At 51.1% G+C, this 20,851-nt stretch carries 19 protein-coding genes; 2 read left to right on the top strand and 17 right to left on the bottom strand.

Annotated features, from left to right (window positions below; all coding sequences use genetic code 11):
- Positions 1–20 precede the first annotated feature (20 nt).
- The 9 genes from ACXAF9_RS05840 to ACXAF9_RS05880 form a co-directional block, all read right to left on the bottom strand.
- On the bottom strand, positions 21–1,130 hold the full coding sequence (locus ACXAF9_RS05840; RefSeq protein ID WP_475071763.1) for a D-alanyl-D-alanine carboxypeptidase family protein: 1,110 nt from the start codon (positions 1,128–1,130) through the stop codon (positions 21–23).
- 136 nt (positions 1,131–1,266) lie between these two features.
- On the bottom strand, positions 1,267–2,148 hold the full coding sequence (locus tag ACXAF9_RS05845) for a septal ring lytic transglycosylase RlpA family protein (RefSeq protein ID WP_475071572.1): 882 nt from the start codon (positions 2,146–2,148) through the stop codon (positions 1,267–1,269).
- A 1-nt stretch (position 2,149) separates the two neighbouring features.
- Positions 2,150–3,172, bottom strand: coding sequence for a lytic murein transglycosylase B (gene mltB, locus ACXAF9_RS05850; protein WP_475071574.1), 1,023 nt, complete (start codon positions 3,170–3,172; stop codon positions 2,150–2,152).
- Between the two features lie 20 nt (positions 3,173–3,192).
- Positions 3,193–4,338, bottom strand: coding sequence for a rod shape-determining protein RodA (gene rodA, locus ACXAF9_RS05855; protein WP_475071576.1), 1,146 nt, complete (start codon positions 4,336–4,338; stop codon positions 3,193–3,195).
- Positions 4,335–6,299: a penicillin-binding protein 2 gene (gene mrdA, locus ACXAF9_RS05860; RefSeq protein ID WP_475071578.1), complete on the bottom strand. Its 1,965-nt coding sequence runs from the start codon at positions 6,297–6,299 to the stop codon at positions 4,335–4,337. The genes rodA and mrdA overlap by 4 nt, the downstream gene beginning before the upstream one ends.
- A gap of 60 nt (positions 6,300–6,359) precedes the next feature.
- Complete coding sequence (rlmH, locus tag ACXAF9_RS05865; RefSeq protein ID WP_475071580.1) at positions 6,360–6,827, bottom strand: 23S rRNA (pseudouridine(1915)-N(3))-methyltransferase RlmH; 468 nt, start codon at positions 6,825–6,827, stop codon at positions 6,360–6,362.
- A gap of 70 nt (positions 6,828–6,897) precedes the next feature.
- The gene (gene rsfS, locus ACXAF9_RS05870) at positions 6,898–7,257 is read right to left on the bottom strand and encodes a ribosome silencing factor (protein ID WP_475071582.1); all 360 of its coding nucleotides are present in this window, start codon (positions 7,255–7,257) and stop codon (positions 6,898–6,900) included.
- Positions 7,258–7,301: 44 nt separating this feature from the next.
- A complete protein-coding gene (gene nadD, locus ACXAF9_RS05875; protein ID WP_475071584.1) occupies positions 7,302–7,958 on the bottom strand; it encodes a nicotinate-nucleotide adenylyltransferase in 657 nt (218 codons plus the stop codon).
- On the bottom strand, positions 7,955–9,211 hold the full coding sequence (locus tag ACXAF9_RS05880; protein WP_475071587.1) for a glutamate-5-semialdehyde dehydrogenase: 1,257 nt from the start codon (positions 9,209–9,211) through the stop codon (positions 7,955–7,957). The genes nadD and ACXAF9_RS05880 overlap by 4 nt, the downstream gene beginning before the upstream one ends.
- Positions 9,212–9,397: 186 nt before the next feature.
- On the opposite strand from ACXAF9_RS05880, the gene ACXAF9_RS05885 reads away from it, so the two are divergent.
- Positions 9,398–11,374 (top strand): hypothetical protein, encoded by a 1,977-nt coding sequence (locus tag ACXAF9_RS05885; protein WP_475071589.1) that lies wholly within the window; start codon positions 9,398–9,400, stop codon positions 11,372–11,374.
- Positions 11,375–11,463: 89 nt separating this feature from the next.
- Here ACXAF9_RS05885 and parC read toward each other — a convergent pair whose 3' ends face one another.
- Both parC and ACXAF9_RS05895 read right to left on the bottom strand, forming a co-directional pair.
- The gene (parC, locus tag ACXAF9_RS05890) at positions 11,464–13,722 is read right to left on the bottom strand and encodes a DNA topoisomerase IV subunit A (RefSeq protein WP_475071591.1); all 2,259 of its coding nucleotides are present in this window, start codon (positions 13,720–13,722) and stop codon (positions 11,464–11,466) included.
- A gap of 198 nt (positions 13,723–13,920) precedes the next feature.
- Positions 13,921–14,301: a DUF805 domain-containing protein gene (locus ACXAF9_RS05895; RefSeq protein WP_475071593.1), complete on the bottom strand. Its 381-nt coding sequence runs from the start codon at positions 14,299–14,301 to the stop codon at positions 13,921–13,923.
- Between the two features lie 260 nt (positions 14,302–14,561).
- Here ACXAF9_RS05895 and ACXAF9_RS05900 point away from each other — a divergent pair, with 260 nt between their 5' ends.
- A complete protein-coding gene (locus ACXAF9_RS05900) occupies positions 14,562–15,485 on the top strand; it encodes a dienelactone hydrolase family protein (protein ID WP_475071595.1) in 924 nt (307 codons plus the stop codon).
- A 59-nt stretch (positions 15,486–15,544) separates the two neighbouring features.
- On the opposite strand, the gene ACXAF9_RS05905 is transcribed toward ACXAF9_RS05900, so the two are convergent.
- From ACXAF9_RS05905 to ACXAF9_RS05930, 6 genes are all read right to left on the bottom strand, one after another.
- Positions 15,545–16,234 (bottom strand): MFS transporter, encoded by a 690-nt coding sequence (locus tag ACXAF9_RS05905; protein ID WP_475071597.1) that lies wholly within the window; start codon positions 16,232–16,234, stop codon positions 15,545–15,547.
- 150 nt (positions 16,235–16,384) lie between these two features.
- Positions 16,385–16,702: a hypothetical protein gene (locus ACXAF9_RS05910; RefSeq protein WP_475071600.1), complete on the bottom strand. Its 318-nt coding sequence runs from the start codon at positions 16,700–16,702 to the stop codon at positions 16,385–16,387.
- Positions 16,703–16,738: 36 nt separating this feature from the next.
- The gene (locus ACXAF9_RS05915) at positions 16,739–17,458 is read right to left on the bottom strand and encodes a hypothetical protein (RefSeq protein ID WP_475071602.1); all 720 of its coding nucleotides are present in this window, start codon (positions 17,456–17,458) and stop codon (positions 16,739–16,741) included.
- Between the two features lie 40 nt (positions 17,459–17,498).
- Positions 17,499–19,394, bottom strand: a complete 1,896-nt coding sequence (gene parE, locus ACXAF9_RS05920; protein WP_475071606.1) for a DNA topoisomerase IV subunit B — start codon at positions 19,392–19,394, stop codon at positions 17,499–17,501.
- Between the two features lie 16 nt (positions 19,395–19,410).
- Positions 19,411–20,034, bottom strand: a complete 624-nt coding sequence (locus ACXAF9_RS05925) for a YqiA/YcfP family alpha/beta fold hydrolase (protein WP_475071610.1) — start codon at positions 20,032–20,034, stop codon at positions 19,411–19,413.
- 50 nt (positions 20,035–20,084) lie between these two features.
- Entirely contained in the window at positions 20,085–20,849 is a 765-nt protein-coding gene (locus tag ACXAF9_RS05930; protein WP_475071613.1) for a metallophosphoesterase, read from the bottom strand.
- Between the last annotated feature and the right edge of the window lie 2 nt (positions 20,850–20,851).

Below are 20,851 nucleotides of genomic sequence, written 5' to 3' on the forward strand. Positions count from 1 at the left end.
TCTTTTCAAGTTGGGTTGATTTAGCTGATCAAGCCCATGAAAAAGAGCATGATCTTATGCCATATACGTTTTAACAAGCCGCCTTGATCAACACTCTCAAGTGCAACCAAGGGCGCGGATGCCACCTCTTCACCGTTTAACGTAACACGAACGGTGCCGTACTCTTGGCCCTGCGCAACAGGTGCCTCGATGGTGTCGTTCATATCCAACGTCGCTTCAAGGCCAGCTGACTGACCACGCGGAATGGTTACAACCAACGGCACTTGCAGACCCAGCTGCACTTCATTCGCGGTGCCCCCCCAGACTTGAGCACTCTTTAGGACTTCATCGCCATTGTAGAGTTTTTCTGTGCGGTAGTAGCGGAAAGCGTACGCCAACAGTTTTTGCGTTTCTTGCGCACGCGCTTCTTCACTGCTGGTACCCATTACAACCGAAATCAGACGCATACCGTCGCGTTCCGCAGAAGCCACTAAACAGTAACCGGCTTCATCGGTATGGCCGGTTTTTAAACCATCAACGGTATTATCGCGCCACAACAACTTGTTGCGGTTAGGCTGGCGGATTTCGTTGTACGTAAAGTATTTCTCGGAGTAGATCGAGTAACGATCCGGGAAGTCACGAATGATCGCTTTTGCAAGCTTCGCAAGGTCCATCGCCGACGCGTAGTGACCTTCGGCGGGTAAACCGGTCGAGTTCATGTAGTGCGTGTCGGTCATACCTAAGCGCTGGGCGTGCTGATTCATAAGGTCCGCAAACGCCGCCTCACTGCCCGCAATGTGCTCAGCCATCGCAACCGAGGCATCGTTACCGGACTGGATGATGATGCCACGTAAAAGGTCACCCAGTTTTACTTGAGTTCCCTCTTTAATGAACATACGCGAACCACCAGTGCTCCACGCTTTTTCACTGACCAGAACCAGATCATCTTCCGAGACATTACCTTTATCCAGTTCGTACTCGGTGATGTAACTGGTCATCATCTTGGTTAAGCTGGCCGGCGGGAAACGCTCATCCGCTTGATGGGAGGTAATCACCTTGCCCGTATCCGCATCGATCACCAGATAGGCTCTGGCAGCGATTTGAGGCGCAGCTGGAATCAGCTCGTTAGCTGCACTGGCAGCAACACTCATCGTTGTTGTGATAATAAAAAAGAGAGACAAAAAGGCTGTTTTCAGTCTTTGCACAATGTTTTCCCGAAGCATTTACAGATTTAAATCGGTCAATAGACGTCAGTGGTTTAATTTAGTTCTACTCTAACTGAGCGGTTTACGGATAGTCTACCGGATGCGCACCGGGATATCCGCTTTGGTTCAGTTGGTCGGTCAAGATGTTCAGGTCGCTGACTGAGTTAATAGGGCCAACCAGTACACGGTACAAGACTTGACCGCCACGCTGAACATTCACAAGGCGCGTATCCCGACCGTACAAGCCGGTCAATTGCTGTGCTACACGGTTAGCCGTGCCTGCTTGGCTGTACGCCCCCACTTGAATGTACTTACCTTGGCCCATCGCATCGGTCATCGCTGATGTCGTGCTCACAGGCACCGCGCCTACCGCAGGGCTGGTCGGCTGAGCCGTCACCACCGTGGTGTTACTCTCAGGCGATTGCCACGTACGCGGATTGATCGCTTCAACCTCTACGCGAGCCGTTCCGTGCTTCAACATGCCAAGCTTAGACGCCGCCGCATAAGATAGGTCAATAATACGGCCCGAGTGGAATGGCCCGCGGTCATTCACCCGCACAACCACTTGCTTGCCGTTAGCAAGGTTGGTTACGCGCACGTAAGTTGGCAGCGGTAACGATTTATGTGCCGCGCTCATGCCGTACATGTCGTAGACCTCGCCGTTGGAGGTCAGATGACCGTGAAACTTTTTGCCGTACCAAGATGCACCGCCGCGCTCTTTATAGCCGCTTGACTCATTCATGACGTGATAGGTGCGACCCAACACACGGTATGGACTCTTATTACCGCCACGACTGAGTGGCTCTACACGCGGTACTGCGTCTTTGACATGCGAAACATCAACCTCTTCATCAGGGCCGTAATCGTGCTCAACGCTGTATCGGCTGGTCGGCTTTTTATTCGGACTGGAGGAACAGCCCGCTAAAAACAGAGCGGTAATGATTAAAAGGCACCATGCGCGCATATTAAGACCCTTGTTGTTCTTTTTCATAGGCCGCTCGAAGCGCCTCGGCTAAGCGAAACACCGCATTCGCGTATAGACGGCTTCGATTGTAACGGGTAATTACATAATAGTTCTTAAAGCCAAGAAGGTACTCAACCTTCTCCCCTTCTTTCATTTTGAGTAGCACCGCCGGGGCGTACGCGTCCGTTTCTAACAGCGACGCTGGTACCGACACACCCAACTCCTGCCACTCCATCAGTGGCCTAGCCGGAATCTCGCCGGTATTGATCAGGGACTCGTCCACCTCTTTGGTCAACGACACCGGAACCACCACCGGTTTGTCTTTTTCCCAACCAAAAGATTCGAAGTAATGAGCGACACTGCCGATGGCATCATCCGGATTGCCCCAGATATCTTTGTGTCCGTCCTCATCAAAATCCACGGCGTAACTTAAAAAGCTGGAGGGCATAAACTGCCCATAACCCATTGCACCAGCATACGAGCTTTTCATCAGGGCGTAAGGGCGATTTTCCGTTTCAGAAATAGTGAGAAGGTTGGACAATTGGCCTTGGAAGAATTCAGCGCGACGTGGGTAGTCAAATGCCAAAGTAGCCAACGCATCAACCGCACGGTAGCTACCCATGTTGCGACCGTAAAAGGTTTCTACACCGATGATCGATACAATGATCTCTTCAGGCACGTTATAGACCGCAGCGGCTTTTGCAATACTGGCTTGATGCTCAAACCAGAATATAACACCCCGATCGATCCGTTTAGGCTCGACAAACAGATCTCGATATTGCCCCCAGTCCAAGCGTTTTTCGGCGGGGCGATCCATGGCGTTGAGTATGGATTGCTTCTTGGTGGCTTCCTTAAGCAGCGTCTGTACTTTGGCGGCATCATGGCCTGCTTCAACTTGGGCTTTTGCCCAGTTTTTCGCGACCGGGTGCTCTTCATACCCGGCCTGTGCCTGCACCCCAAAACCGATTGAAGCGAGGATTGAAAGTACTCGGGCTGACGCTTGAGTGACGGCTTTAAAATTCATAATCATCCTTGTGAAAACGGCTACTTACGCATCAAAGACTGTTTGTGAGTGTACACTGACATCAGGATACCAAAGCCTGCCATCAAAGTAACAATGGAGGTACCACCGTAGCTCACCATCGGTAACGGAACCCCAACCACCGGCAAGATACCACTGACCATACCGACATTCACGAACACATAAACAAAGAAGGTTAACACGATACTGCCAGCGACCAAGCGACCAAAGCTATCCGTCACTTGAGAGGCCATCCAAAGCCCACGACCGATGATCAGCAGGTATAAAAACAGCAAAATCGAGACCCCAATTAAGCCAAGCTCTTCGGCAATCACCGCAATGATAAAGTCCGTGTGCGATTCGGGCAGAAAGTCGAGTTGAGACTGCGTCCCTGAGAGCCAGCCTTTTCCATCAATACCACCAGATCCAATCGCGGTTTTTGACTGAATGATGTTCCAACCGGACCCTAACGGGTCGCTCTCTGGGTCTAAAAAGGTTAACACCCGCTGCTTTTGATAATCTTTCATCGTCATCCAAAGCCCCGGCAAAGCGGCGGCCGCAAGCCCAAGCGCACCAAAGATATAGCGCCAACGAATGCCGGAGAAAAGCATGACAAAAATACCGGAGGCTGCAATCAACAAAGAGGTCCCCAAGTCAGGCTGTTTCATAATCAGCAAGGTAGGTACACCGATCATCACCAGCGAGATCACACAGTGTTTAAAGCTTGGAGGAAGAGGTCTTCGCGCCAAATAGCCCGCTATCATCAAAGGTAAGACCAGCTTCATAATTTCTGATGGCTGAAAACGGAATCCGGGCAGTGCCAGCCAGCGCTGCGCGCCTTTGGCCCCAACACCGATCAAAATAACCGCCACCAGCAACAAGACACCCGCTGCGTAAACCCAAGGCGCCCAACGGGCAATAAACCGAGGGGTTAACTGCGCCAAAAAGATTAAGACCCCAAACGCCATCGCCATACGCACCGCCTGACGGGTAACGTATCCCCAATCCTGACCAGAGGCGCTGTACAAAATAAACAAGCCAAAGCAGCACAGGGTAAAAAGTAAAAACAGCATCCAAGCATCTAGATGAGTATGACTCCACCAGCTAGGCTTGCGGCGAAGATGGTGGCCGGACTCCGGCATTGAGCGTTCAAAATCACGATTGTTCATGGCGTTAACCCTGCGTGCTCAGAGCCGATCCAAATTTCGTCATTGGGAAGGTTCGATAACTCATCGCCCTCTTCCTCTGGTTCTGTTGGGTCGATGCCCAACAAATAAGCATCCATCACTTTACGTGCAATCGGCGCTGCGGTACTGGAACCACCACCGCCGTTTTCAACCACAACGGCCAAGGCAATTTTAGGGTTTTCCGCTGGGGCAAAAGCCACAAAAAGAGCATGGTCGTGGTACTTTTTCTCTAACTTCGAGGCATCGTAGCGCTCATCTTGCTTGATGCCGACCACCTGAGCCGTACCGGTTTTACCGGCAATTTTGTACTGAGCATCCGCGCCGATTTTGCGCGCGGTACCCTTAGGCCCGTGTACAACTGACACCATGTTTTTAATGATGATGTCCCAATACTCCGGATGATTGAGTTCAATGTCTTTCGGGAAATCGCTCGCTTGCCCTAGCACCGGAGGAGTGATGGTCATATTGCCTTCGCTGTCGGTTTCCCGAATGCCTTTCAATAGGTGCGGTTGAACCCACTTACCTTTATTCGCAATCACCGCCGTTGCCGTCGCAAGCTGCAAAGGCGTGGCCGAGAAGAAACCTTGACCGATACTTAAGTTGAGCGAATCCCCCGGGTACCAAGGGACTTTTCGAGTACGCTGCTTCCACTCGGCGGTGGGCAATAACGCAGGTACCGCTTCGGGCAGGTCCAAACTGGTGACCGAACCAAAGCCAAAACGGTCCAGATAGTCCGACATTACCGACACGCCCATTTTATAGCCGGCATCGTAGAACCACACATCACAGGACTGCGCGAAGGCAAGCTCCATATCAACCTTGCCATGACCGCCTCGTTTCCAGTCGCGATAACGTCGACCGCCTTTGGTCAAGGTATAGAAGCCTGGGTCCCAGACCGTATGGTTAGGCGGGACAGACTCCGAATCGATCGCCGCAAGGCCGGTCATCGGTTTTACCGTGGAACCTGGTGGGTACTGGCCACGAATCGCTCGGTTAAAGAGCGGTAAGTCGTCCGAGTCTCGAAGGGCCGAATAATCTTTACTGGAGATACCCGTAACAAACGGGTTCGGGTCATAACCTGGGGTTGAGACCAAGGTTAAGATACCGCCCGTTTTTGGGTCGATGGCGACCACAGAGGCTTTTTCGCCCTGCACCAAACGCTCGACGATCTGCTGCATACGAAGATCCAGCGTCAGCTCAAGATCTTTACCCGGGTCCGGATCAACCCGCTCGAGTATGCGCATAACACGGCCACGAGCATTGGTTTCAACCTTCTGCATCCCCACACTGCCGTGCAAGATCGGCTCATAAAAACGCTCGATGCCCAGTTTGCCAATGTAGTGGGTACCCGCGTAGTTGTTCTCATCCACCGAGCGCAGCTCTTGCTCATTGATACGTCCAACATAGCCCATTGCATGCACAAGCGAAGAGCCATACGGGTAATAACGAATCAGATCGGCCTCGACTTGAACCCCTGGCAATCGGTGATAATTAACCGCAAGACGGGCAATTTCCTCTTCGGTTAAACGAAAACGCACCGGTACCGTTTCATACGGTCGACGCCTCTGATTCAAACGCTTACGAAAACGCTCCACCTCTTTATCGCTGATATCAATGATTGAGCGAAGCTCATCTAGGGTTTCATCCAGATGGCGTCCGACTTCCTCTTTTAGGATCGTCACACTGTAACTTGGGCGGTTATCGGCCAACAAAACGCCGTGCGTGTCATAGATAAGGCCACGCGTTGGAGCAACGGGTTGCAGCTGGACTCGGTTTTTCTCCGACATAGCGGTGTAACGGTCATGCTCCACCACCTGCAGAAAATAGACCCGCGCCAAAAGCACAGCCATCAACACCAGCACAAACAAGAAGGCGATAATGGCCCGAAAACCGAACGTACGACTCTCGGAGGAATAGTCCTTTAAGCGCTCAAACTGCGACATAACACGCCTTTATCGAGCGTGCCACAACGACACCATATTCAAGAAACAAAACCGTGCTGATCATTTGTGGTACGGATGGCCTTTGGTGATCGTCCAAGCACGATAGATCTGCTCAGACAGCAGCACTCGAACCAAAGGATGAGGCAAGGTTAACGGGGAAAGCGACCATTTCTGATCCGCCATTTGAGAACAACGTGGGTCTAAACCATCCGGCCCGCCCACCAGCAAAGAGACATTACATCCATCCATCTGCCAACTCTCCATCTGAGACGCCAGTTGCTCAGTACTCCAAGGCTTACCCAGTACTTCAAGAGCAATAACCTTATCCCCTTTAGGGATGGCCGCCAGCATGGCATCGCCCTCTTGGCGAATGGCGCGCTGCGGATCAGCACTTTTGCCGCGATGACCCAGAGGCAACTCAACCAGCTCCAGACTCATTTCGGCCGGCAGGCGCTTTACATACTCGTTAAAACCTTGGGTGACCCAATCGGGCATTTTTCCACCCACGGCCAGCAGACGAATCTTCATTTCGCTTATCGTTCTTTTTTGAATAACACAAAGCCGCCCGATGGCGGCTGTAGTAAAAAACAGAAGTGGCTTACAGCGCTTCTTGGTCTTCGCTGTTTTCTTCTTCGAAGTCAAAGCGCCACAGACGCTCCAAATCGTAGAAACTGCGCGCATCCGGTGTCATTACATGAACGACCACATCGCCCAAATCCACCAGAACCCAATCACCCACTGCTTGGCCTTCGGTGCCGATGGGAAGGAGCCCTTGCTCTTTCACTTTCTCGACAACATCTTCAGCCATAGACATCACATGACGCTTCGAGGTTCCACACGCCACCATCATGTAATCAGTGATGCTGGATTTACCACGCACATCGACGACCTCGATATCACGCGCTTTCATGTCATCCAGTGTTTTTGTAACGTGTTCAATTAACTGTTCTGTTTGCATTCGAATCTAATTACCTAGTTTTCGTTTGGGCAAAAAGCCCGTCTTCAGTGCTCTGAACCTGAGTGGTACAGCGCATTGTCGTAAATATAGTTAAGCACAACATCCGGCAGTAAATAGCGCGGCGAAACGCCAGTGCCCAATTGCGTGCGAATTTGCGTGGCCGATACATCCAAAGGGGTTAGCTCTTGGATCATCAGGACACCGTGCGGCCTTGTCGTCATTAAACGGACATCGCTCGCTTGGTGGCGATCAATTAACGCTTGGATCGCCGCATTTGGCGTACACTCATATCCAGGCCTTGCCACCACTACAATGTTGGCCAGCACCAGCAGCTCTTGGTAGCGATACCACTGATCGAGCCCCATAAAAGCATCCATCCCCATCGAGATCACAATGGGGGTCGTCGGTCCTAACTGAGCTCTTAATCGTTCCAGCGTTAATACCGTGTAAGACGCATCATCCGACTCGATCTCTCTTGGGTCGCACCCCAGAGCGGCTTCATCGGCCACAGCGCACTGCACCATGGCCAAGCGATCGTTAGCTGAGCACCCCGGTGCCTCTCGGTGCACCGGCCGTTTGGCGGGCATCAAGTACACTCGATCCACCCCTAACCACTGCTGAATTTCCAGCGCGGTGCGAAGGTGGCCGTGATGGATGGGATCAAACGTCCCGCCCATCACAACATAGGGCGCTAAACTCATTTACGGATATGTCCATCCCCAAGTACCACGTACTTCTGGGAGGTCAAACCATCCAGCCCAACAGGGCCGCGGGCATGAATTTTATCCGTCGAGATACCGATTTCAGCGCCTAAGCCATACTCAAAGCCATCCGCAAATCGGGTAGAGGCATTGACCATAACGGAACTTGAATCCACCTCACGCAAGAAACGGCGCGCCAAGGTGTAGTTTTCGGTCACAATCGCATCGGTGTGGTGCGAGCCAAAGCGGTTGATGTGCTCAATCGCCTCTTCCATCGAACTGACCACTTTTACCGATAACACGGGCGCTAAGTATTCTGTCGACCAGTCTTCGTCTGTGGCTTCCATCATGACAGGAGAGAGCGTACGTGCTTGTTCACAGCCACGCAGTTCAACACCAGCCGCCACGTAACGATCGGCCAAGTCTTGCAGGATGGTCTTGGCGATCTCTTGGTGAACCAGCAAGGTTTCCATCGTATTACAGGTGCCATAGCGATGCGTTTTGGCATTGAGCGCGATGTTTTCGGCCTTCACGATGTCCGCTTGTGAATCAATGTACACATGGCAAATACCATCCAGATGTTTAATCACAGGTACTTTGGCTTCGTTACTGATGCGCTCAATCAAGCCTTTACCACCGCGCGGTACGATTACATCGACGTACTCCTGCATAGTGATCAACTGACCTACCGCAGCACGGTCTGTGGTTTCGACCACTTGAACGGTATCAATCGGTAAACCCGCTTCTTCTAAGCCTTGGCGGATGCACTCGGCAACAGCACGGTTAGAGTGAATCGCTTCTGAGCCGCCGCGCAAAATGGTGGCGTTTCCTGACTTTAAGCACAGGCTCGCGGCCTCGACCGTCACATTAGGGCGAGACTCATAGATGATGCCAATGACACCCAGCGGCACACGCATCTTGCCCACTTGGATGCCCGTCGGGCGGTAACTAAGATCGGTAATTTCACCTACAGGATCGGGCAGGTTCGCAACCTGCGTTAAGCCTTCAATCATCGTATCGATGGTTGCGGGCTTGAGCGCTAAGCGATCCAACATGGCGGGGTCTAAGCCGTTGTCACGACCGTTCGCCAAATCCAATTCATTGGCTTTTGCCAATGCATCGCGTTGTGAATCAATTGCTTTGGCCATCGCCAACAGCGCTTTGTTTTTCAGGCCAGTATCCGCGCGCGCAATGGCTTTCGCCGCTTCGCGTGCTTTTTGGCCCAGCTCGATCATGTAAGCTTCAACGTTCATTCTTATCTATCCGTTAGTGTGTACGTGCCCTCACGAGAACCGAGCATTATACCCTGCTTACAAGGTTCGGTCATGAATTGTTAAAGAGGAATACCCCAAAATTCCGCTTACTGGTATCATTTGCCGGTTTACGCCTTATTGATCCGCACCTTGGCAAGGAATCGCCTTTTTCATTGTGAATATCCCATGACCCAGCTCAAACCTCTTATCCTACGCAGTCCTGTTATCGTTTTACTGGTTGTGCTCCTTGTGGGAACCGCTTTGGCAGGCCTGTATTTATCGCTTGCAGCCAGCCGTTTATCGCTTCAAGACACGCAATCCGAAGGCCAAGCCTTGGCCCGACAAGCAGCGGTATCCTTGCAGCCCTATTTGATGGCCGAAGACTCCATTAGCCTTAACTATGTCCTCACCGAATTAACCGAAGCCGAACTGATTCGCGGTGCCAAAGTAGAATCGGTCAGCCAATCCACCTTGGCAAAAAGTGGCGATCTCGTGGGCCCTGAACAAACCGTTGTGATCGGCAATGATCGCAACACAACCGGCCGACTCACCGTTTATCTAAATGAAGTCCCAAATGCGGAACGCTTCAGTGCCTTGCTGTCCCAAGCGTCGATTCTGGCCTGTTTGATCATCTTTGCGACCGCGCTAGTCGCATGGTGGATCACGCGCGCCATGAGCTTTCGCTTAAAAATGCTTGAACAAAAAGTAAAAGAACTCACACCTGAGCCGGAACCTGTCAAAGAGCAGATCACCGACGACAACGACCTTCTGGCCTTGATCGGCGATAGCGAAGGCGATAGCAAAGAAGAGAACGAAAGTGAAGACGACAACGAAAAAGCAGGACTGATAACTCAAGCAGAAGCCCCATCCAACGATGAGCATCATAAGCCAAAAGAGAGTGAAGCCGCTGCGCTACTCGAAACGCTGAGCACGCCCGTTTCGGACAGCACCGTTGAAACCGCCGATTTCTCAAGCCCCCTAAAAGAGGTCGACAGCTTCAAAGCGCAGCTTAATCAGGAGCTTGCGGACAAATCTCTTGACGATAAACCACACCTGATGGAAGCGCCTCCTGCGCAAGTCGTGGAAGAGTACCTGCACGAAGCGCCAGTGGTACTGAACCCGCAAGAGGTCGACGATGAGAACGACCCTCTTTTTGCTCCGCTACCTGAGACTGAAGCCTATACACTCCTCCAAGACAGTGAAGATGAGCCTCGAGCAGAGGACGATATCAACGCCACCGAAGAGGATGATACGGACGAAGAATACGACGATGACACTGATCACTATGAAGCCGAGTACGACGAAGATGATCAAACTCAATCGGTCGATGAAGATCTGGATCAACAAGAGTTAATCGCCCTATTAAAGCCCGATCAGGAAGCACGGATGCCGCACTTTGTACCACAACCGATTGAGCCGACGGGCAGTGCAGTGAATGCTAAACGTCCCGCCCTTGAAGAAGCCTTTGAAGTGGACGAGCACGAACCGAGCGAGCGCCCAGTGCACACACCGGCGCCCTTCAAGCCTGCGCGCTCTGAAGAGCAGCTGGACTTGTACACCCTAGAGCACCAACTGGAGCTGACTCTGCCACCGGAGGAAGCCGCGTATCTTATCTATATCGATGCGACCAGCGGCCACAGCGACTACGTAGAGCCTGAACTTCATGAGCTATTGCTCAGCATGTACGAGCAACTACTGAAACAAGTAAGCGGTATTTATGGTGGTGAAATCACAATACACGCGACTGGCGATATGGAGTTGCTGTTTGACACAAAAGATGCCGAAGATGGCCACGGAGTTCACGCTTTGTGTGCTGCCAAGCTGTTCACGTTGATCTACCGCGCGTACAACCAAACACGCATCAAGGTTATGCAGCCGACGTTGAATCTGCACACGGCCATTGTACGGGGCAACCGAGCCAAAGCGGGTCGCATGAAAGAGGAAGCACTCTTTTTAACCCGCACAACACAATCTAATGATCTGATCAGTCACACGGCACTTACGGAAGCAACACACCTAAAATCCACGCTATTGCAGCAAGCAAACATCCAGCGCGTAGAAGAGGACAAAGTGCTGATCCAATCCATGGGTGATAGTTATCAAGATCTCCTCCGTAAACAAGCCATTCATTTGCTGCGAAAGCAGGATGAAGATGAGGCATAACACCTCGTTTACGCATTAAAAAAGGCTTCCCTAGGGAAGCCTTTTTAGTATCGACCAGCTTAGATACATAAGGTTAGGTACACGAACCCTTACGAGGCCTCATCCCCAACCACTTCTAAGCGATCCACCTTTTGGTAGCCACGCGGCAGCTTATTACCGCGACGACCGCGCTCCCCACGGTAGTGCTCCAAATCAGCCGGAGATACATTCAAGTATTGCTTACCCGCATGCACCTTAAGCGAGGCGCCCTGAGACAGCACCGTTAAGCCTGTAACCAACTCCTCTCGGGTGGATGCACGTACCGATGGAATATTAATGATCTTATTCCCTTTACCGCGTGCAAGCTCCGGAAGCTCCGTAACTGGGAACACCAACAAGCGCCCTTCACTTGTGACGGCGGCGAGCAACGCATCGTCTAACGCCTCAAGTGCAATCGGCGCTAAGACCTGAGCATTTTTCGGAAGTGTTAGGGCCGCTTTACCGTTTTTGGTTTTGCTGGATAGGTCCGCAATCGTGGTAATAAACCCGTAACCTGCGTCACACGCGACAAGGATTTTATCGTCCTCTTTACCGGTGGTTGCCCCTTCGATGGTCGCCCCTTTTGGCAGCGTGACCTTACCGCTGATCGGCTCACCTTGGCCGCGCGCCGATGGCAGGTTATGGGTATCCAAGGTGTAACTTCGCCCGGTTGAATCCAGCAAAATTAACGGCTGGTTCATGCGCCCCATACAGGCTAATTTGAAGCCATCGCCCGCTTTATAGCTTAGGCCTTCGGCATCGATATCGTGGCCTTTTGCAGCACGAATCCAGCCTTGCTTAGAGACGACAACGGTTACAGGGTCGGCCGAGAGCAAGTCTTTCTCACTGAACGCTTGCGCTTCGCTTCGCTCAACAATCGGAGAACGACGATCATCACCGTAGGTGTCGATGTCTTCTTTGAGTTCTTTTTTGATCAGGGTGCGCATGCGCTGATCTGAACCTAAGATCTGCTCAAGACGCTTGCGCTCCTCTTCGAGCTCGTTTTGCTCAGAGGTGATTTTGAACTCTTCTAACTTCGCCAAGTGACGTAATTTCAGATCCAAAATCGCATCGGCCTGAATGTCACTGAGATTAAAGCGGTTGATCAACTCCGCTTTAGGATCGTCTTCGTAACGAATGATCGCGATCACCTCATCAATGTTGAGGTAAGCCACCATCAAACCTTCCAAGATGTGCAAACGATCCATGACCTTGGATAAGCGGTGCTCTAAGCGACGACGCACAACCGAGGTACGCCAGCTTAGCCACTCGACCAAAATCTGACGCAAGTCTTTAACTTGAGGGCGACCATCGATACCGATCATGTTCATGTTGACACGGTAGGTACGCTCAAGATCAGTAGAGGCAAACAGGTGCGCCATTAACTGCTCGATATCCACCCGGTTAGATCGAGGGACAATGACCAAGCGTGTTGGGCTCTCGTGATCGGACTCATCACGCAGATCCGATACCATAGGCAGCTTCTTCTGCTGCATCTGAGCAGCGATCTGCTCCAAAATTTTCGAGCCAGAGACCTGATACGGCAATGCGGTAATAACGATGTCGCCGTTGTCCTGAGTGTAAACCGCGCGCATACGAACCGACCCACGACCGGTGTGATAGATCTTACGAAGATCCTCGCGAGAGCTGATGATCTCTGCTTCGGTTGGCATATCCGGCGCTGGGATAAACTCAATCAAATCATCAACAGTCGATTTTGGGTTATCCAGCAGGTGGATACAGGCGTTTGCCACCTCTTTAAGGTTATGAGGCGGAATATCGGTCGCCATACCAACCGCGATCCCCGTACCACCGTTTAAAAGCACATTAGGAAGGCGCGCAGGCAGCACCACAGGCTCTTTCAAAGAGCCATCGAAGTTTGGCTGCCACTCAACCGTGCCTAAACCCAACTCTTTGAGCAAGACTTCGGCGTAAGGCGCTAAGCGCGCTTCGGTATACCGCATGGCGGCAAAGGATTTCGGGTCATCTTGTGACCCCCAGTTTCCTTGGCCATCCACCAGTGGGTAACGATAACTGAAGGGTTGGGCCATCAAGACCATGGCCTCATAACACGCACTGTCGCCATGTGGGTGGTATTTACCCAATACATCACCGACCGTACGCGCTGATTTTTTATGCTTGGACGCCGCTTTTAGCCCCAGCTCAGACATTGCATACACAATGCGACGCTGAACCGGCTTCATACCATCACCAATGTGCGGCAGAGCGCGATCCAAGATGACGTACATGGAGTAATCCAAATACGCTTTTTCCGTAAAATCCTTTAACGATAGACGCTCAATGCTGTCGTCCGTAGAAGTTTCAAGCATGCAAAAAACCCATTATTGAAACAAAGAGTAAGAATCATCAGACAATCTAATAATGAGGTGTATCTTGCCTGTTCAGCAAGTCTCTGTCACTTAGAACCTTAAGATCCTAGAGGGTTAGAGAATAATTAAGCGAGGAGGTGTGAACGGTAAAAAGGGGAATAAGAGGAGCGAGCGCCCCTCTTGAATCGGTTAAAGCGATTACGCCGCCGCAGGCAGTGCAGAATCCGCTTTAGGGTCAGCACCGAAGCGGTTTTCGCCGCGAGTACCTTCCATGCACATGAAGACCAACAGCAAAATACCCACCAGTGGGACTAAAGAAATAAAAATCCACCAACCACTGCGGTCAGTATCGTGCAAACGGCGAACAGTGATAGCAAGCGATGGAATAATAATCGCTATCATATAAATACCCGACAAAATGCCAGCACCCTGCTCAGTTAAACCTAACAAAGCGGTATCTACTGCAACGAGTAAAACGATAGCAATCATATTGAACAGGTAAGCCATCCAATATTCTTGACGGCGAGCACGGCCACTGAAAGTTGCGTATTTTTTGAAGAAAGAAGAGTAAGCGTTCATCCTTGATATCCTTTTAAGACAGATCGAAAAGAAAGATGGCTCGATCAGACATTCATCCCCTTTCTTGAACATCCCTCACAAGCCGGGCGGCAAATGTAGCACAGCGTTAAAGACCCAAACCATAAGCATTTTTCCTATTTTTGATGGGGTTTGAGAACAAAAACCGACTAAACGTTTGTTTAATTTTTGACTTTCAACTGATTTAACGACACTCTTTGCAGCAAATGGATTTCCCCAACCACGTTTCAAGGAGTTTAAGGATGAAACGTCTACTGACCGCCCAAGCCGTAGCCATGGGCCTTGCATGTTCTTTAGCCGCAAGCTCGGTTTCTGCTATTCCTACCCGAATCGAGAATATTCGATTTGATCAGTTTTACTCCGAACGACCGTATACCAATTTGGTGCAGTTCGAATCCGTTGAGAATTCGAGTTTTGAACCAATTACGGTTGCGGCCGAGTTGAAAGTACCCACCGGTCACGAAGAGGAAGCACTACCGGTTGTAGTAGTACTCCATGGTAGTAATGGCGTTGACTCGCGTGGCGAACAGTACACGAGTGCCCTTAACGCAGCCGGCATTGCCACACTGGAGTTAGACTTGTGGGGAGCTAGAGGCTGGGTTGCAGGCGAAACGGGCCGCCCTCGCTCTGTTCATGAAAATCTACCTGAGCTTTACGGTGCGTTAAAATATCTTTCTACCTTACCTCAGGTCGACAGTCAGAAAATCGGTGTGATCGGCTTTTCGTGGGGTGGCGTCATGTCGATGCTTTCGGCAACCCAAGAGATCAATCAATGGCTGGGAAGCGATGTACAGATTGCAGCGCACGTTGCCCATTACCCCATCTGTTGGGGCTACAATGCGGTACCAGGCTACGGTTTTTATAACTTAACCGGTGCTCCTATCTTGATCCAAGAAGGTACAGAAGATGCCTACGACACCCCTACTTCTTGTGAGACACTGATCAACTCGTTACCTGAAGAAACTCAGTCATTACTCACTTTGAAGATGTACGAAGGCGCAACCCATGCGTGGGATCGCCTAGAACCTGCCAAGGTCGTATACGACCCATATGCCTGCCAAGGGGCGGGATGCGAAGTCCCAATGATTCCTGATTACGCTACGACAAAGAAATCCACTAAAGAAGTGATTAACTTTTTTAGAAACGCTTTTAGTGACGTCGAGTAAGCTCATTAGGTTCAGGTGGTGTGCAATACACCACCTTTTTTACGCTCGCCGCTTCTTTTTCAAACCCGCACCTTAAAGACAAGTAAGGTCGCGAAGATCATCAACCCTACTACGCTTAACAGGGCAAACGGTAGGCTCGTCACATTCGATACTTGCCCAACCAACGCAGGGCCTGCCAATACACCTAAGTAACCTAAGGTAGAGACAAGCCGGTATGGCCAAGGACTGAGGCATGTTCTGCTGCTTGCCAGCCGCTGAGAACATAATCGGGACAACGCAGGGCCAAGTCCAATTTTCAGTAAACCCACCATCAGCCCCGCCCCTACAATGCCGCCCAGACTGTAAAAGCCATGGAAGCCTGACATCAGGTTACGCTGGTGCTCTTTCTCTACCATTGCACCTTGGATGTTCATAATACAGTCGGTAGCACCAAGGTCTGCGCCGAACACCAACAAGAGCGCAACCGCCTGGGCCAATGAGGTAGCATGCGGTAATAATGAAAGCGCGAGCGAAAATAAACAGATGGAGACTACCATCACTAAGCGACACCCAAAACGCGCAACCAACATCCCAGAGAGCGGCATGGCCACCATGGCACCACCGCCTAAACAAAATAGAAGCGCTCCCATCACCGCATCGTTCGCCCCAACGCTGGTTTTCACCAGCGGAAATAAAGACGCACATGCGGCCATCGATAGACCCGCGCACAAAAACATAGCCCGTGTTGCAAAGAGGCCATTGGATCCCATTTCGATTCCTTCACCAGAACGCCTGCTTGCTGACCACATTGACAGCAAAGCGAACGAGATCTGATCTTGTAAATCTATTTAGGTTCCAGAAACTATGAACACGCGTCGTAAATAACAAAAAGCCCTCAGATGAGGGCTAAAAAGACAGGATTAATCGCAGCTACCGCCGCCTGAATCACCTCCGCCAGAGTCGCAACCACCGCCACCAAAGTCAAAAAAGCCTCCACTGGAATCAGAGCTACTTGAAGAAGAGGTTGAGTGACTGCTTGAAGAAGAGGTTGAGTGACTGCTTGAAGATGGGTCGGATGATTGTTTAGAGCGACCTATACCAATCCCGTAAAGTAAAAGGATGATGCCCATCCCAGAAAGCATGATCGACTCAAAATCAACGGATTGAACAAGACTGGAGAGACCTGCTATGGATAAAACAACACCAAAGAAAAGCCCTAAGACTCGACTGAACGTCATAATTTAAATTCCCGCAAATTCAGTGAGTAAAGTTGGTTATGGTTTCGCGTATTGCGTGTAGATCCCGCGCCAAGACTGATCGATCTCTTTGATCAGCCCCTTAAAGGCCATCGCTTCCGTTTTTACACGTAAATCGTCCACCGCACTGGATTCTCCCCAAATGCTGGCATACTTACTCTCCTTCGCGGTCGCTTCTGCAAGGCCGTAAAGGTACTCGGTACGGACATCAAAAAAAGCAGCCGATACGGTAGTCGTCACGGTTAGCTCTTTGTTTTTAAGGAAACCCAACGAGATCACATTTAACGGAGCAAACTTCTGCTCGCCCGCGTGAAAGCGTGTATCGAATGTGTAGATTAATAAGATATCCGCTTTAAGGCGCGCTGACGCTTCTCGGAGTGATTTTATGCTGTCCAACTTGGTTGGCAGCAATAAACGATTGAGTGGCGCAATGCCCTTGACGCCCTCAAGTTGAGCGAGGGCTTTGAAATCGTCTTCGGTTTCGACTTCCCGCGTGGTGATCACACTGTAGCGGCCATTGCCAAAGGAGTCCTGACGGTAAGAGCTATAGCCCGGTGCTTGCACCCGAGCTACCGCGATATTAACGGGGAATATCGCAGCGGGCTTTTTAGACATCAGCTCATTGATCTCTGCATCGGCCAAGTCACTCATACGAACACCGCCACCTGGGGTGGTGTAAGATGCGCAACCTGTTAACAAGAGTGCAGCTATCAGCAAAGATACTTTAAGTGTTTTCATAACGTCCCTGTAATGCATTAATGAATAAGGTAAGAGGCTATTACGCCAAATCGGCCAAGTTGCCTTTGCTCTCTAGCCACTCTTTGCGGTCAGAGGCACGCTTCTTGGCCAGCAGCATATCCAGCATTTCGTGAGGGTTATCCTCAGGATCAATGGTGAGCTGGACTAAACGGCGAGTGTCCGGGTCCATCGTGGTTTCACGCAGCTGCATGGGGTTCATTTCACCCAAGCCTTTGAATCGCTGAATACCGATTTTGGCGTTTTTACGCTCGGCTTTGATGCGCTCGCAGATGCCCTCTTTTTCGGCATCATCTAAGGCGTAGTACACATCTTTTGCAACATCGATTCGGTACAAAGGCGGCATAGCGACAAACACATGTCCTGCGGCCACCAGCGGTTTAAAGTGGCGCAAAAATAACGCACAGATCAAGGTGGCGATGTGGGCACCGTCGGAATCCGCATCAGCTAGGATACAGATCTTGCCATAACGAAGACCATCCAGATCATCTGAGCCAGGCTCTACACCCACCGCGACCGAAATATCGTGAATTTCTTGGGAAGAAAGGATCTCACCGGATTCCACTTCCCACGTGTTCAGAATTTTACCGCGAAGCGGCATGATGGCCTGGAACTGACGATCGCGCGCTTGTTTGGCCGAGCCGCCTGCCGAATCCCCTTCCACCAAGAAGAGCTCAGAGCGCATCGTTTCACCACCGGCACAGTCGGCCAATTTACCCGGCAGAGCCGGGCCTTGGGTGACTTTTTTGCGCACCACTTTTTTGCTGGAACGAAGGCGTTTTTGTGCATTACTGATCACAAGGTCCGCCAGCTTTTCGCCCTCTTCAACGTGGTTGTTGAGCCACAAAGAGAACGCATCTTTAACGACACCTGAGATAAATGCCGCAATGTGACGCGAGGACAGGCGCTCTTTGGTCTGACCGGCAAACTGAGGGTCATGCATTTTGGCGGACAGGATGTAGCAGCAGCGCTCCCAAATATCATCGGGTGCTAGCTTTACACCGCGCGGTAATAAATTGCGGAACTCACAAAACTCACGCATCGCCTCCAAAAGGCCGGTACGAAAACCATTTACGTGCGTGCCGCCTTGCGCGGTTGGAATCAAGTTAACAAAACTCTCGCAGGTTAAATCACCACCTTCTGGTAACCACTGAACAGCCCACTCAACCGCATCGATCTCACCTTGCAAAGAACCGACAAACGGATCCTCGGGGAGGGTTTCGAACACTTGCGTTGTGCCTTTTAGATAATCACTCAGACCATCTTCGTAGTACCACTCTTCTTTATCGCTTTTGCCTGAGCTTTGATCATTAAAGGTGACTTTTAAACCTGGGCATAAGACCGCTTTGGCCCGCAAATTATGCTTTAAGCGAGAAACGCTGAACTTAGCGGTATCAAAATACTTAGGGTCCGGTAAAAAACGCACCGTCGTACCGGTGTTGCGCTTACCGCAGGTATCGATTACCTCTAAGTCAGAGACTTTTTCACCATCGGCAAAGCCAATACGATACACCTTGGCATCGCGGCGGATTTGCACCTCTAACAGTTTAGAAAGTGCGTTAACCACCGATACGCCCACACCGTGCAGACCGCCCGAGTACTGGTAGTTGTCGCTATTAAATTTACCCCCAGCGTGTAAGCGCGTTAGGATCAGCTCCACACCGCTTACGCCCTCTTCTGGGTGAATATCAACAGGCATACCACGACCATCATCCGTTACCGATAAGCCACCGTCTTTATGCAGAATAACGTCAATCTGTTTGGCATGACCGGCCAGCGCTTCATCGACGGAGTTATCGATTACCTCTTGCGCAAGGTGATTCGGTCGGTCGGTTTCGGTATACATGCCGGGGCGGCGCTGAACCGGCTCCAATCCACTGAGAACTTCAATCGATCCGGCATTGTATTGCTTGGTCATGCGTGTCTAAATCCTATTAAAAAGACGCGGGTAACGGGGTCGGTTCTGGCAGGTCGATCTGTCCATGCCCGAAGCGAATGATGGATGGTATCAGATCTTCGAATCGATCAAACCCATGAGAGCCACCCGGTTGAATAAATTGTGGTGCACCTTGCAAAAACGCGACACCTTCGCGGTAATCCAAGGTTTCATCGGCTGTTTGCGACAAGAGTAAATACCGCGAAGGGTCCGAAAGCTGCCCTACGGCAAGCGCTTCAAGCTGATGCAGGTGATCCCGCGTGAGCGTATAAGCTTCGTGCGTGTAAATATTGTGATTGTCACCTAACCATTCGGCCAGCAGCCGATAAGGATAAATCGCAGGGTTTACCAATACACTGGTGCAGTTTGAGTGCTTCTCGGTAAGGTACAGGCTGTAAAAGCCCCCTAAAGAACTGCCGACCAATACAACCGGCTTACCTTGCTCGGCGGCGATTAAGGCTTCTATCTGCGCAGTCGCCTCGGTTGGCCAATGGGATAAAGCCGGTACCACGCAACGGCCTTGATCGGCGTGCGTTTTTAAGTAGGCACTCAGCAACCTAGCCTTCACCGAAGATGGCGAGCTGTTAAAACCATGAATGTAAATAAATAACGGCGACTGCATACTGGTTATCCTTACAGAACGTTCAACGTTACCTAAGCGGCAAGCGGGTTTCAAGCAAGCGGCACACGCTCAACCCACGTTTTGATCTGTCCATCTGTGTTCAGCAGAATGACTCGGTAGGCAGGTAAGCCAGTGACCGGGTCGTGATCCCGCACTGGCGTTGCGGTGTAAGCAACGTATTGATGTGCGGTGGCAGGTGTCACCCACACCTTGGTATTGGCAAAGGTGAGCGAGTGTTCCTGATGAAGATGACCACAGAGTATACCGCGAATTCGATCATCCTTCTCGATACCTTCGGCGAACAAATCCGAATCACCTAACGAAATGGCATCTTGCCATGCACTGCCAACCGCGACCGGTGGGTGATGAACCGCCAGCAAAAGATGATCAAACTGACCTTGAGTGTGCAAAAGCGTCTCATTTAACCACGCGCGTTCTGCAACACCAAGGGAGCCACTGCCTTTGCCATCCCGATCATCAATGGAGTTTAATAATATCAGCCCCCACCCATCGCCCAGAGAGATGACACGTTGATTAAAGCAAGGCTTATCGGCCAGAAACGCGGCCTCATCGTGATTGCCAGCAATCCAATGCTGCGGGACTTGCAACGGGGCTAACTGCGCAACCAGTGCATCGTATTGGCTCTGCTCACCAAACTGGGCCAAGTCCCCCGTCAATAACAGATGATCGATATCGGATTCGGACAAGAGCGCTTGTACAACGGCCGATAACCGCTGCTCAGCACTGTGTTCAAACCCGGGCGGCGTCTTCGAACCTAGATGGCAATCTGTTATCTGAATCAACTTGATCGACATGC

The sequence above is a fragment of the Neptunomonas sp. ABH4_499 genome (assembly GCF_056160565.1).